Source organism: Patescibacteria group bacterium (assembly GCA_022560785.1).
Lineage (GTDB): Bacteria > Patescibacteriota > Minisyncoccia > Phycocordibacterales > JADFSL01 > JADFSL01.
Genome location: JADFSL010000016.1, coordinates 1 through 14,041, shown reverse-complemented (window position 1 = coordinate 14,041; position 14,041 = coordinate 1). Strand labels below are relative to the sequence as shown.

The following is a 14,041-nucleotide window of genomic DNA, read 5'->3' as shown; positions in this document are numbered from 1 at the left end:
ATTAAGCAGGTTTACGCGGAGTTGCCGGACAAGATCGCGAAGGCGCGCGAGTTGCTCGGGCGCCCGATGACGTATACGGAAAAGATCCTTTATGCCCACCTGGCGGAGGCCCTCCCTCAAGAGGCCTTTAAGCGCGGCGGAGCCTACGTGGATTTCAGTCCCGACCGGGTGACGATGCAGGACGCGACGGCGCAGATGGCGATGCTGCAGTTCATGCAGGCGGGTAAGGCGAAGGTTGCGGTGCCCTCGACGATTCATTGCGACCACCTCATCCAGGCGGATACGGGCGCGGTTGCCGACCTGCTGAAGGCCAACGAGGTCAACAAAGAGGTCTACGATTTCCTGGGTAGCGTGTCGAATAAGTATGGCGTGGGCTTCTGGAAACCCGGCGCGGGCATCATTCATCAGGTGATCCTCGAGAATTACGCCTTCCCCGGCGGCATGATGATCGGCACGGATTCGCACACGGTCAACGCGGGCGGACTCGGGATGATCGCCATCGGCGTAGGCGGCGCGGACGCGGTCGACGTCATGGCCGCCATGCCCTGGGAACTGAAATTCCCGAGACTGATCGGCGTGAGGCTGACCGGGACCCTCAGCGGATGGACCTCTTCCAAGGACATCATCCTCAAGGTCGCCGACATCCTCACCGTGAAGGGCGGCACGGACGCCATCGTCGAGTACTTCGGCGACGGCGCGCTCGGGATCTCCTGCACGGGCAAGGGCACGATCTGCAACATGGGCGCTGAAATCGGCGCGACGACATCGGGATAAAGCGGGTCGTTCCAACTGTTCGGAGTCGGATCACCAAATTCGTAAGCTCTGCCTGTAACTCGGTTGATGATGTTCGAGTTTTTCCTGTTAAAAAGGTTCAAGACTTCTACTATGAAAGAAAATTCCGTTCCCCCAAAATAAAACCACTTCCGAAAATTAAGATTACCCCACGCCCAATACTCCGCGGTTCTGGAAAAGAGTTCATCAGGGAAACCATCGGCGTCAAGGTCAGAGGAATATATAGTTCTTCCATTCCTGAGAGTATCGCCTGTGTCAAATTGGGGAGTGTAGCGTTTTCCGGCCTGTGCGAAATAACGGAAATTAATATTCCATTTATCACCTCAGACGCATCAGGGCCGAAACACCTGCTTTTTAAGATGACACGAGCGACACTTGAGGATCTGGCACGAGAGTACATAGACCGCTCAATTAAAATTACAAAAGAGGCAATAGCGGAGTCTCCATTTGAAATCAAGGACATAGATGAAATAATTTTAGTCGGAGGACAAACAAGGATGCCAGCTATACAAGACGCAGTTAAAGAACTGTTCGGCAAGGAATCAAACAAAAGCATAAACCCAGATGAGGTTGTGGCACTTGGTGCTGCAATCCAAGCGGGAATACTACAAGGAGATGTCAAAGACATACTTCTCCTTGATGTTATTCCGCTTTCGTTTGGCATCGAGACACTCGGCGGAGTTGCTACAAAACTCATTGAGAAAAACACAACACTGCCAACATCTAAAACTCAAGTTTTTTCAACTGCGGCGGACAACCAAACCTCTGTTGAAATCCACGTGGTTCAAGGAGAACGTTCAATGGCAACCGACAACAAAAGCTTGGGGCGATTTGTACTTGATGGCATTCCTCCATCAGTGCGTGGTATGCCTCAGATTGAAGTTTCCTTTGATATAGATGCGAACGGAATTCTTGATGTCAAAGCAAAAGACAAAGCAAGTGGTAAAGAGCAATCCATAAAAATTGAAGCAAGTTCAGGACTTACTGACGAGGACATAGAAAAAATGAAAGCAGATGCGGAAACACACAGTGCTGATGACAAAAAGAAAAAAGAAACGGTAGAGTTTCGCAACATAGCAGACCATCTTGTTTATACAGCTGAAAAAGCTCTTACCGACAACAGAGAAAGCATTTCAGATGATATAAAAAAGAGTGTTGAGGAAAAAATTGGGGCACTTAAAGAAGTGAAAGATGGAGATGATTCTGAGGCAATAAAAAGCGCAACCCAAGCATTGTCAACAGAAATGCAAAAAATAGGTGAGGCAGTAGCCGCCCAGAATAAACAACAGAGTAAAAAAGGAAGCGATAGTGCAGATGGGGGGCAAAAAGATACAGCAGATGAAAAAGTCAGAGACGCGGAATTTGAGGAAAAGAAAGATGAGGGTGAGAATACTACTGAAAAATAGTAGTGGCGTTACTGGCATTTGGAATCTGCCTGTGAGATAATGAACCGCACGTTAGCTTATTAAAGCCTAGCTTGCTAGGCATTAGAGAAATAAAAACTAACCAGCTAAAAGCTAAAAAGCTAGAAAACTAAAAAGAATGGCAAAAGATTACTACAATATTTTGGGGGTATCGAAGCGGGCAAGCAAGGAGGAGATCAAAAAAGCATTTCGGCAACTTGCCCATAAATATCATCCGGACAAAAAAGACGGTGATGAAATTAAATTTAAAGAGGTCAGCGAAGCCTACGGTGTGCTCTCGAATGACAAGAAGCGCGCAGAGTTTGATGCATACGGAAGAACGTTCAGTGATGGTGGAAATGCCGGATTTGAGGGCTTTGAGGGATCTACAGGAGGGGCAGGATTTAACGCTCAAAATTTTGATTTTGGGGATATTTTTAATGAATTTTTCGGTGGCGCAACAAGAGAGCGTGTTAAACGCGGGCGTGATATTTCAATTGACATAGCGGTATCATTTAAAGAGTCTGTATTTGGAGCACAGCGGAAAGTATTGCTCACCAAAATTTCCAAATGCAGCACTTGCAGTGGTAGTGGTTCAAAAGAAGACTCTGAATTCAAAACCTGCAATATTTGTAACGGAAAAGGGAAAATACATGAGACCAAGAGCTCACTCATCGGCACTTTTACCAGTGTTCGTGTATGTGATACCTGCCGTGGAACAGGCTCAATTCCGAAAGACAAGTGTAATAAATGCAAAGGATTTGGAGTATTAAGGCAGGAAGAGGAAATAGCGATTACCATTCCTCCTGGCATCAGTAATGGTGAGATGATTCGTCTTTCAGGAAACGGAGAAGCAGTATCAGACGGTATGCCGGGGGATCTTTATATCAAAGTGCATGTGCAGGAAGACAAAATATTTACCAAAGAGGGAAATAATATACGAATGGATCTCAACGTCAAATTCACAGACGCACTACTCGGGGGTAATTACACAATCCAAACTCTAGATGGCGATATCACCGTCAAGATTCCTGCTGGAGTATCTTTCAATGAGATTCTGAGAGTCAGAGGAAAAGGTGTGACAATTGCAAAAAATCACCGAGGAGATTTGCTCATTCGTGTGAATATAACAGTACCTACAAAACTTTCAAGAAAAAGTAAACAATTGATTGAGGAGTTGAAAAAAGAAGGAGTGTAACACACCCAATAGTGTTATAGTTTTACTATGGATATTTTGGATATTTCTACCAGCACTGCTGTTGAGAAAGCTTCAGACTTGTATGGGTACTTTACCTCACTTCCTACTGATATGATGATTATCATAGGAGTGACTCTGGTTCTCTTTTGGTTTGCAACTCATTTCGGCAAGAGATCTATGATAGCCGTGATGTTATCATTGTATGCCGCATATGCACTGTTTGCCGTATTTCCATATGAGGATTATATAACGTCTCTTATAGTAGAAGAAATCCATCCACTTCTGCTTTCCGTCGGAGTGTTTCTCGTCTTGTTCATAGTCTTTTCTCTAGTGATACATCGTGTTGTTTGCGCTGAGTATACATCGAGTGGTATCAGGCGGTGGTTTGAAGCTGCTATTCTCAGCACCGTGACAACGGCATTCCTACTGGCACTTTCGTATCATGTATTTCCCATAGAAGAGCTATACGATTTCGGAGCACCCATTGACGCGCTCTTTGCCACAGAGGAGCTCTTTTTCTGGTGGCTCATCGTTCCATTTTTTGGAATATTCATTTCAGTACTAGGAGAATAAATATACAGTTGTTTTTCTTCCAAATCCGCTTATTTTCTGCTATTATTTTGCAAATGGCAGACAGTAAAAAAACACTGCTCTCAGGAGTAAAACCAACAGGAAGTCCGCATATCGGAAACTATTTGGGAGCAATGAAACAATTTGTGGAGCTGCAAAATGATTATAACAGCTCTATTTTTATTGCCGACTATCACGCGCTTACCACCCTTCAGGATCCACAGAAATTGGAGGAGTACACGACAAGTGTAGCGCTTGATTATTTGGCACTTGGCTTGGACCCATTAAAAGTGATTCTCTACAAACAGTCAGATGTTCCGGAGCACACAGAGCTCGCATGGATTTTCAATTGCATTACCACCGTACCGTATCTTATGCGCGCCCATGCCTTTAAGGATTCGCAAGCTAAAAACAAAGAAATCAGTGTGGGTACTTTTGATTATCCAATGCTCATGGCGGCAGATATTCTAATGTATGACGCCGATGTTGTCCCGGTCGGGAAAGATCAGAAACAGCACATCGAAATCGCTCGCGATACAGCAGGAAAATTCAACCGTATATTTGGAGACACATTCACCGTGCCCGAAGCACTAATATTGGAAGATGCGGCCATTGTTCCGGGAATAGACGGACAGAAAATGAGCAAGAGCTACAACAATACCATTCCACTTTTTGGGGAAACCGATGAATTAAAACGGGCAATTATGTCAATTGTTACCGATTCAAAAGGAGTAGATGATAAGAAGGATTCAGAGAAGGATAATGTGTTTGCCCTGCACAAATTTTTTAGCGAGAGTGAGCTACCAGAACTTGAAAAACGCTACAAAGAGGGGAATATTGGATACAAGGAATCAAAAGAAATCTTGTTTAAAAATATAGAAGCATTTGTATCACCACTTCGAGAAAAGAGAAACGAGCTTTCAAAAGATAAAAGTATGGTGTATGACGTATTAAAAAAGGGAGGGGAACAGGCACGTAAAATTGCACAGGAAAAAATGGCTGATGTACGAAAAAAGATTGGAGTAACACTAATTAGTAAGTAATAATATGAAGCGAACTTATATTGAAGATTTAAAAAAGCACATAGATAAATCGGTTATAATCTTTGGGTGGGTGAATGTCAGACGCGATCATGGCAAACTTATTTTTTTAGATGTGCGCGATAAAACCGGTATAGTCCAAACAGTACTCTTGCCTAAGCATAAAAGCATACACGAAGTCGGAAACGAACTTCGTCCAGAGTGGGTGATTGAAATACATGGTAGGGTGCACAAGCGACCAGATGAGATGGTAAATGAAGACACTCCGCTTGGTGATATAGAAATTGAGGTCACAGAAATTATTGTTCTCAGTCGAGCGTACGAACTTCCATTTGACAAAGATTCCGAAATGAATCTGGACACATATCTCGACCATTTACCACTTACACTACGTACAAGTAAATCTCGTGCGATTTTTAAAGTACAAATGGTTATTATGGCTGCATTCCGTGAATTTTTAGCGAAAGAGGGCTTTATTGAATTTCAATCGCCTAAAATCATTGGGCAAGATGCTGAAGGAGGAGCATCTGTTTTCGATGTTGCTTATTTTAAAACGACAGCACATTTGGCACAAAGCCCCCAATTTTACAAGCAGATAATGGTGGGAGTGTATGAAAAAGTGTTTACAACTGGAAACGTATTCCGAGCCGAAAAGCATAGCACCACACGTCACTTGAATGAATATACTAGTTTGGATATTGAAATGGGCTTTATAGAAGATCATAACGATGTAATGGAGCTAACCAGCAAACTCATGAGACATATTGCAGGGAGTGTTAAGAAGAACTGTAAAGATGAACTTACGATGTTTGATATAGCGGACGTTAAGGTTCCAAATAAAATTCCAGATATAAAACTCAGAAAAGCACAAAAAATAATAGGGGAGATGTATGAAGAGGAATGCTCAAATGAACCAGATCTTTCTCCTCAACACGAACGATGGATTTCAGATTATGCGCTTGAAAAATACAATTCTGATTTTATTTTCATTACTCATTATCCATCAGAAAAAAGACCGATGTATATTTATGACGATCCGAAAGACCCAGGCTACACAAGAAGTTTTGACCTTTTGTTTCGTGGCATTGAGATAAATACTGGTGGACAGCGAATCCACGATTACGATGCACTGGTACAGAAAATGAAAGACAAAGGACTTGATCCAAAACAGTTTGAATTTTATCTGCAAGCATTTAAATATGGAATGCCTCCGCATGGAGGATTTGGAATGGGACTTGAACGATTGACCGCAAAATTCTTAGGACTTATGAATATAAAAGAGGCAACTTTATTCCCGCGTGAATTAAACAGGATAGATACATTGCTTTCAGAATAATGAAGATAGAAAAACCAAATAAGACAATACAACGATTTGAGAATGGGACACTACTTGCCGTCAGTGCTCTGCTTGTCGCGTTTGGAATATCAGCGCTATTTGGTGGCACTGTGCCCATTGTCTCAAATCAAGAGATAGAAATAGAACAAAAGCCAAGCCCGTTTGTCGGAATTGATCTTGAGGCATCTGCAACTGTCGTGTGGGATGTTAACAATCAAAAAGTTTTGTTCTCAAAGAACGGGCAGGCGCAACTTCCACTCGCGTCAATCGCTAAACTAATGACGGCACTTGTTGCCACCGATAAATTACAAAACTCATCTGTTGTACTTATTGAAGGACAATCGCTTGCAGAGGAAGGAGACACCGGTTTGTTTATGGAAGAGCGGTGGCGTTTGGGTGAATTGCTTGGTTTTATGCTTCTGGTATCATCGAACGACGCCGCAAGTGCTGTAGCAGCTGCAGTTGGGGCACTGTCTACCTCAACGACTATTGCTTCTACAGTGACCGAGAAGTACCAAAACAACAAAACAGCGTTTGTATATTTTATGAACCAGAAAGCATCCGAAATAGGATTAACACAGACATACTTTCTCAATGAAACAGGTCTTGACGCGAGTTTCGGAACAGGAGGAGCATACGGGTCAGCAAAAGACATGGCGCTCTTGCTCGAGTATGCTATAGTCGAGGCTCCAGAAGTTGTGGATTTAACACGTTACAGCTCATTTATTTTTTCATCGCTGAGCAACATTAGGCATTCGGTTCGTAACACCAATGACAGTGTAAACAATATACCAGGGCTTATCGCTTCAAAAACCGGATACACAGAACTTGCGGGAGGGAATTTGGTATTTGCATTTGATGCAGGTATAAACCACCCAATCATTGTATCGATATTGGGCTCAACGCAAGAAGGACGATTTGTCGATGCTGAAAAACTTGTCGCAGCAAGCCTCAAAGCAATCGCCCAGTAATCAACAACAGCTTTTCAAAAGTATGTTTGAAGGATACAATAACATAGACCATGATTATTGATATTGTCAAAGTAATTACCCCAGCAGCACTCGCGTTCTTTATCGGTATGCTTATTACGCCGATTCTTACGCATTATCTCTACAAACACAAACTGTGGAAAATGAGAAGTACCTCGGTGGCAACTGACGGAAGGCCTGCACCAATTTCACAAAAACTTCATGCCGACGAGACAAAGAGGACACCGCGAATGGGAGGAATAGTGATTTGGGCTAGTGCATTCCTTACGATTATGGGTATTTGGACACTATCAAAAATATTTCCAACAGAGATTACGCAAAAATTAGATTTTTTAAGTCGAGAGCAAACATGGATACCATTTTTTACACTCATAGTAGGCTCATTGGTAGGCTTGGTAGATGATTTTCTGGAAGTTTCTGGGCGAGGTGGCCATATCGCCGGCGGTCTTTCGCTTAAAAAACGTCTTATTACCGTTTCGGCTATTGCACTGTTTGTCGGCTGGTGGTTTTTTGAAAAACTTGAAGTGTCGGCTATTGGAATTCCATTTTGGGGAGAACTTGAATTGGGAATGCTCTTTATACCGTTTTTTATTCTCGTTGCACTGGCAATATATTCAGGAGGGGTGATTGACGGAATTGATGGACTCTCTGGTGGTGTTTTTGCGGCCATATTTTCGGCATACGCAGGCATTGCATTTTACCAACAACAAATAAATCTAGCCGCATTTTCTGCCATGATAGTCGGTGCTATACTTGCATTTTTATGGTTTAACATTCCACCTGCTCGTTTCTATATGTCTGAAACCGGTATGATGGGCCTGACGATAACACTCACCACAGTAGCATTTATGACCGATACTTTAGGAGGAGGTCATGGGGTTTTTGTTCTTCCCATAATAGCACTACCACTTATTGCAACATCACTTTCAAGTTCAATACAGCTTGCATCAAAGAAATTTAGAAATGGCAGGAAAGTATTTCTTGTTGCACCGCTTCACCATCATTTTGAAGCGAAGGGGTGGCCTGGATATAAAGTTACTATGAGGTATTGGATAGTAAGCGCGGTAACTGCTGTTATAGGTACAATCATCGCACTCATTGGTTAATATAATTGACAATCGTGGCTCTTAAAAAAAAGATAGATAGACCATTTGTATTTATAGTTATCGTATTGGTAGTTGTCGGTTTTTTTATTTTTACTTCTGCTTCTTTAGGACTCTTGGCTCGTGATGGTCCTAAATTTTCTACTGTTGCGTTTAATCAGCTGTTTTTAGGGATAATTTTAGGGACAGTTGCTTTACTGATCACTTCTCATATTAATTATCGTTTTTGGAGAAAATATTCATTTTTTATATTTTTATTTTCTATTGTCACCACACTACTTGTTTTTGTGCCAGGGTTTGGTATCGAATTTAGCGGAGCCAAACGCTGGCTTTCGCTTGGATTTCTACCTTCATTTCAACCGGCAGAACTTCTTAAGCTAAGTTTTGTGATTTACTTTGCCGCTTGGCTTTCAGGCATTAGAAACCACATTCATGAGTGGCGGTATGGAATAGCGCCACTTCTTATACTGCTTGGTGTTATTGGGGCAATTCTACTCGCGCAACCCGACACAGGAACTTTTCTGGTAATTTTTGTGACTGCTATAGCAATGTTTGTCGTTGCGGGTGCACGTCTGCGCGATTTAGCGATTTTGGGGGCTGTATCGGCTGGAAGCATAGCGTTACTTGCGCTCATACGACCATATGTCATGGAGCGATTGCTTACTTTCATCAATCCAGCTTCTGACCCGTTGGGAACCAGCTATCAGATTCAGCAATCGTTGATCGCTATCGGTTCTGGCCAGATATTCGGAAGAGGATTTGGCCAAAGTATACAAAAGTTTAACTTCTTACCAGAAGCAATGGGGGACTCCATCTTTGCGGTAGCTGCGGAGGAGTTTGGTTTTGTTGGAAGCCTTATCTTAATTGCGCTATTTCTCACTCTGGCGTTCAGAGGACTTTCTATCGCCTCAAAAGCTCCTGATTATTTCGGTGGTCTGCTGGTGGTAGGTATTGTGATGCTTATTGTGTCACAGTCATTTATCAACATTGCGTCAATGCTAGGAGTATTTCCACTTACTGGACTGCCACTTTTATTTATCAGTCAAGGAGGTAGCGCTCTTTTATTCACTCTGGCAGGAATTGGAATCATCCTTAATATTTCCAAATATTCAAAACGGTGACGTGACGATGATATGCCCCAATAGCTTGTCTCTGTATGCTATACTGGTAAATATTAACAGGCTGTACTAGCCAATAACATAGCACGGAATGAAAATTCTTTTTACCGGAGGAGGTACTGGTGGGCATTTTTACCCAATTATAGCTGTAGCCCAAGAAATCAACGAGATAGCTCGTGAGCGCAAGTTGCTTACCCCAGAACTGTTCTATACCGGACCTAAGCCATACGATGAGCGCGCATTGTATGAGAACAATATTACTTTTAAAAAGAGCTCGGCAGGGAAAATACGCAGATATTTTTCACTTCTGAATTTTTTTGATGTATTTAAAACTGGGTGGGGGATAATCAAAGCAATTTTCCAGGTCTTTATTATTTATCCGGATGTTGTTTTTAGTAAAGGTGGGTACGCAAGTTTTCCAACGGTTGTTGCAACGCGACTATTTCGGATACCTCTTGTCATACACGAATCTGATGTTGTTCCTGGACGGGTCAATAAATGGTCAGGAAAATTTGCACAGAAAGTTGCTGTAGCATTTCCACAAACCGCGTCCATGTTTCCTAAAGTGGGAAATGTAGCACACACAGGTAATCCAGTGAGAAAAGAGCTCTACACGACTCTTCCGCAAGGAGCGCATGAATATTTAAAACTTGATCCAGACATTCCGACAGTTCTTATACTTGGTGGTTCACAAGGAGCCGACACGATAAATGATATTGTGTTAGGAGCACTACCTCGCTTGGTAGAACACTATCAGGTGATACACCAAACAGGTAAAAAACACATCAAGCAGGTTTCCGAAACAGCTGAAGTTATTTTAGAAAAAAGCCAGCACAAAGACAGGTATAAACCGTTTGATTATTTAAATACACTTGCTATGCGCATGGCAGCAGGTGCTGCTACACTGGTAATATCTCGTGCGGGGGCCGGTTCAATCTTTGAAATAGCAACATGGGAGCTTCCTTCCATCATTATTCCTATTCCAGAGAGTATTTCACACGATCAGCGAAAAAATGCATTTGCGTACGCTCGTGCAGGTGCTGCAATTATACTCGAAGAAGACAACATCACTCCATCATTGCTCATGTCTGAAATTGACCGCTTGATCTCAGATCCTACACTGCAAGAAAAGATGAAAAAAGAAGCAAAGAAATTTGCAAGCCTTGGTGCTGCTCGCACAATAGCCGAGGCGCTTGTAGATATTGCAGTTGCACATGAACCAAGGTAGCGTTAATACATGCTATTCTGTTTATGTATTACGTAGTAAAAAGAGTACTATGTGGTATATGGAGTTTACCGTAGATTTACGGAAGTGCTTTCTAACACTATCGGAGTGAAAAATAATGACAAAAAAAACAATGTCGGTACGGTAGTTACTCGAATTGCTCCCAGCCCAACAGGACTTCTTCATATTGGCACAGCCCGTAGTGCGTTGTTTAACTATTTGTTTGCAAAAAAATATGGTGGTTCATTTATTCTGCGCATAGAAGACACCGACAAAAAAAGAAGCACTAAAGAGTTTGAAACAGACATTCTCAAAGGGCTTAAATGGCTTGGACTTGAGAGTGACAATTTTTATCGCCAGAGTGAGCGACTAGAAATTTACAAAGACCACATTACGAGACTTATTGCAGATGATTTTGCCTATATCTCCAAAGAAGTGAGTAAAGATGACCCTAACGCGCAGGTTGAAATCATTCGTTTAAGAAATCCAAACAAAGAAATCTCTTTTGATGACATGATCCGTGGCACAATAACTTTCAACACAGAAGAGCTTGGGGATTTTGTCATAGCTCGCTCCACAGACGAGCCACTTTACCATCTAGCAGTCGTTGTGGACGATCACCTTATGGGGATTACCCATGTCATTCGAGGAGATGACCACATTTCTAACACTCCTCGTCAGATATTGATACAAGAGGCATTAGACATAAAGAGACCTCAATATGCCCATATTCCGCTCATATTGGCTCCAGATCGCTCAAAAATGTCCAAGCGCAGTGGTGCAACCCCGATATGTCAATATAAGGAAGATGGGTATCTTCCAGAGGCGCTACTCAACTATCTGGCACTGCTGGGTTGGAATCCCGGAACTGACGATGAGCTATTCACTCTTTCTGAATTGGTGGAACAATTTGATATCAAAGAAGTACAAAAAGGAGGTGCTGTGTTCTCAACCGATAAGCTAAACTGGTTTAATAAGGAGTACATAAAACATTTATCTGAGGAGGAAAGACATGAGAGAATTAAAGATGCGATACCAGAATCAATCACGCAATTGAAACGATATGAGGAAATAATCGATCGCATCATTCCCGTACTAGAAGAACGAATCTCTTACTTTGGAGAAGTCGAAAAACTTGCCTTAGAAGGAGAGCTTTCGTTTTATTTTGAGCAGCCAGACTATACTACTACTGCACTTTTATGGAAAGACAAAGGGAGTCTCAATGAAGTCAAAGCGCATCTCAAAGTATTGATAGAAAAAATAAATACGCTTGAAGGTAATTTAATTACTACCGAGCAGGTCAAAGAAAGTGTTTGGTCCTACGCACAGGAGAAAGGAAAAGGGGATGTGCTCTGGCCAATGCGCTACGCACTCACTGGCAGAGAAAAATCTCCGGATCCTTTCGTCGTGAGTGCTATTTTAGGAAAAGAGGAGACGATTCTCCGTCTGAAATATGCATTGAAAAAAATTTCTTAATATGACATATCACACATCACAGGTTGAAATATTGTCGGTACTATTTTTGACAGGATTACTGTTGATACCTGGTTTTGCACACAGTGCATTGATAGATGATTTAAAAGTAAAAATATCAAATCAAAACGCGCAAATAGGAGACATAGAACAAGAAATTAAAGAGTACCAAGGGCAGTTAGAAATTGTAGGAACTGAAAAAAAGAGCTTGGAAAGCGCAGTCAAAACTCTTGATATTTCAAGGAAAAAAATTGGTGCTAACATTAATCTCACTCAAAATAAAATCAGCGCGACCGGACTGACTATTAATAAATTAGCACTTGATATTGATGAAAAGGAATTCAGATTAAAGAAAAATTCTCTCGCGGTAGCCAAGAGTATTCGTTCTATGGACTTTATGGAGTCTGATTCACTTATTGAATTATTACTTGCATATGACAATCTTTCAGACTTTTGGAATGAAGTTGAGGAGCTACAACGCTTTCAAACGGGAGTGCGCGATAAAATGAGAGAGCTTTCAAATACAAAACAGGAGCTTGAGAAGAACAAACAGGAATCTGAAGAGAAAAAGCAGGATTTGACTGGTTTTAAAAACGAACTTTCATATCAGAAGAAGGTACTTGATATCGTAAGAAAAGAAAAAGATAATTTGTTGACTGTCACAAAAAACAAAGAGTCAAACTATAAAACGTTGATAGAAGAGAAAGAAGCACTGCGAGCTGCTTTCGAGAGAGAACTATTTGAGTTTGAATCTCAGCTTCGCTTTGCGATAGATCCAGAAAGCATTCCGCCAGTAGGGGAGGGAGTGCTTGCGTGGCCGCTTGATTCAGTAACTCTGACACAATATTTTGGCAATACAAAATTTGCAAGTGCCAATCCTCAGGTATATAACGGTAGTGGACATAATGGAATTGATTTGCGCGCATCATTGGGTACACGAATCAAGTCAGCCCTAACCGGCACCATAATGGGGATTGGGAATACTGATAATGTTTGCCCAAATGCTTCATATGGAAAATGGGTCCTAATAAAGCATAATAACGGACTCTCAACGCTTTACGCCCATCTATCACTTATCAGTGTAGGGAAAGGAGATAAAGTTTCTACAGGAGACGTTATCGGATATAGTGGCAACTCGGGTTACTCCACTGGACCACATTTACACTTTGCGGTGTACGCAAGCCAAGGAGTTGAAATACGAAATCTCAAGAGCCGAGTGTGTGCTGGTACTTACACTATTCCACTGGCAGATCTCAAGGCGTACCTTAATCCGCTGTCATATCTATAAGAGATGTATATAACTTTACTATTCATTGATATGCCTTCTGATATACTGAAAATGTCGATTATTAGTTTTTAATAATGCAATGTAACATGAAAAAATTTCACATGTTAGCATGGTTTCTATTGATAATAGGTGGCTTGAACTGGCTTGCACTTGGAGCATTTCAATGGGAAATAGGGATGCTCTTTGGAGGATCTGAAGAGATTGTCTCACGTGCAATTTATGTGCTTATCGGGTTGGCTGCAGTATATGAACTTGTTATGCACAAAGGAAATTGCAATAAATGTTCGACAGGAGGTGAGGGAGCACCTCAGATGGGAGGACAAGGGGGAAACCCATCAGTGTAATTTAGCAAAAGACATCAAAAAATCCCCGCAATCGTTGCGATCGCGACCTGCCTCTAACGGGATGAAAAAGAAGACGAAAAATAGCAGGTATTCAAAAAAGAAAGTCTTATATCGAAGTTCTATCACTGGGCGCTTTGTTTCAAAACGACATGCAAAAGGGCA

At 41.9% G+C, this 14,041-nt stretch carries 13 protein-coding genes; all 13 read left to right on the top strand.

Features of this window, described 5'->3' with window-relative positions; translation table 11 throughout:
- Positions 1-774: aconitate hydratase (locus tag IIB50_01995; GenBank protein ID MCH7529867.1), on the top strand; the 774-nt coding region annotated here is incomplete at its 5' end.
- Positions 765-2,198, top strand: a complete 1,434-nt coding sequence (locus IIB50_01990) for an Hsp70 family protein (GenBank protein ID MCH7529866.1) — start codon at positions 765-767, stop codon at positions 2,196-2,198. The genes IIB50_01995 and IIB50_01990, both read left to right, overlap by 10 nt.
- 136 nt (positions 2,199-2,334) lie before the next feature.
- Positions 2,335-3,393: a molecular chaperone DnaJ gene (gene dnaJ / locus IIB50_01985; GenBank protein MCH7529865.1), complete on the top strand. Its 1,059-nt coding sequence runs from the start codon at positions 2,335-2,337 to the stop codon at positions 3,391-3,393.
- Positions 3,394-3,420: 27 nt separating this feature from the next.
- Positions 3,421-3,966, top strand: a complete 546-nt coding sequence (locus tag IIB50_01980; protein ID MCH7529864.1) for a hypothetical protein — start codon at positions 3,421-3,423, stop codon at positions 3,964-3,966.
- A 53-nt stretch (positions 3,967-4,019) separates the two neighbouring features.
- On the top strand, positions 4,020-5,006 hold the full coding sequence (trpS, locus tag IIB50_01975) for a tryptophan--tRNA ligase (GenBank protein MCH7529863.1): 987 nt from the start codon (positions 4,020-4,022) through the stop codon (positions 5,004-5,006).
- Positions 5,007-5,010: 4 nt separating this feature from the next.
- Positions 5,011-6,339, top strand: coding sequence for an aspartate--tRNA(Asn) ligase (gene aspS, locus IIB50_01970; protein MCH7529862.1), 1,329 nt, complete (start codon positions 5,011-5,013; stop codon positions 6,337-6,339).
- The gene (locus IIB50_01965; protein MCH7529861.1) at positions 6,339-7,310 is read left to right on the top strand and encodes a D-alanyl-D-alanine carboxypeptidase; all 972 of its coding nucleotides are present in this window, start codon (positions 6,339-6,341) and stop codon (positions 7,308-7,310) included. The genes aspS and IIB50_01965 overlap by 1 nt, the downstream gene beginning before the upstream one ends.
- Positions 7,311-7,360: 50 nt before the next feature.
- The gene (locus IIB50_01960; GenBank protein ID MCH7529860.1) at positions 7,361-8,434 is read left to right on the top strand and encodes a hypothetical protein; all 1,074 of its coding nucleotides are present in this window, start codon (positions 7,361-7,363) and stop codon (positions 8,432-8,434) included.
- Positions 8,435-8,448: 14 nt separating this feature from the next.
- Entirely contained in the window at positions 8,449-9,552 is a 1,104-nt protein-coding gene (ftsW, locus tag IIB50_01955) for a putative lipid II flippase FtsW (protein ID MCH7529859.1), read from the top strand.
- Positions 9,553-9,640: 88 nt separating this feature from the next.
- Positions 9,641-10,777, top strand: coding sequence for an undecaprenyldiphospho-muramoylpentapeptide beta-N-acetylglucosaminyltransferase (murG, locus tag IIB50_01950; GenBank protein MCH7529858.1), 1,137 nt, complete (start codon positions 9,641-9,643; stop codon positions 10,775-10,777).
- A gap of 51 nt (positions 10,778-10,828) precedes the next feature.
- Complete coding sequence (gltX, locus tag IIB50_01945; protein MCH7529857.1) at positions 10,829-12,250, top strand: glutamate--tRNA ligase; 1,422 nt, start codon at positions 10,829-10,831, stop codon at positions 12,248-12,250.
- 1 nt (position 12,251) lies between these two features.
- On the top strand, positions 12,252-13,535 hold the full coding sequence (locus IIB50_01940; protein ID MCH7529856.1) for a peptidoglycan DD-metalloendopeptidase family protein: 1,284 nt from the start codon (positions 12,252-12,254) through the stop codon (positions 13,533-13,535).
- An 86-nt stretch (positions 13,536-13,621) separates the two neighbouring features.
- The gene (locus IIB50_01935) at positions 13,622-13,879 is read left to right on the top strand and encodes a DUF378 domain-containing protein (GenBank protein ID MCH7529855.1); all 258 of its coding nucleotides are present in this window, start codon (positions 13,622-13,624) and stop codon (positions 13,877-13,879) included.
- The last annotated feature ends 162 nt before the right edge of the window (positions 13,880-14,041 follow it).

What these genes read in the sequence shown, in the direction of transcription:
- dnaJ (MCH7529865.1), top strand. Translation starts at nt 2,335, where the DNA reads ATGGCAAAAGATTACTACAATATTTTGGGGGTATCGAAGCGGGCAAGC.
- IIB50_01980 (MCH7529864.1), top strand. Translation starts at nt 3,421, where the DNA reads ATGGATATTTTGGATATTTCTACCAGCACTGCTGTTGAGAAAGCTTCA.
- trpS (MCH7529863.1), top strand. Translation starts at nt 4,020, where the DNA reads ATGGCAGACAGTAAAAAAACACTGCTCTCAGGAGTAAAACCAACAGGA.
- aspS (MCH7529862.1), top strand. Translation starts at nt 5,011, where the DNA reads ATGAAGCGAACTTATATTGAAGATTTAAAAAAGCACATAGATAAATCG.
- IIB50_01965 (MCH7529861.1), top strand. Translation starts at nt 6,339, where the DNA reads ATGAAGATAGAAAAACCAAATAAGACAATACAACGATTTGAGAATGGG.
- IIB50_01960 (MCH7529860.1), top strand. Translation starts at nt 7,361, where the DNA reads ATGATTATTGATATTGTCAAAGTAATTACCCCAGCAGCACTCGCGTTC.
- murG (MCH7529858.1), top strand. Translation starts at nt 9,641, where the DNA reads ATGAAAATTCTTTTTACCGGAGGAGGTACTGGTGGGCATTTTTACCCA.
- IIB50_01940 (MCH7529856.1), top strand. Translation starts at nt 12,252, where the DNA reads ATGACATATCACACATCACAGGTTGAAATATTGTCGGTACTATTTTTG.
- IIB50_01935 (MCH7529855.1), top strand. Translation starts at nt 13,622, where the DNA reads ATGAAAAAATTTCACATGTTAGCATGGTTTCTATTGATAATAGGTGGC.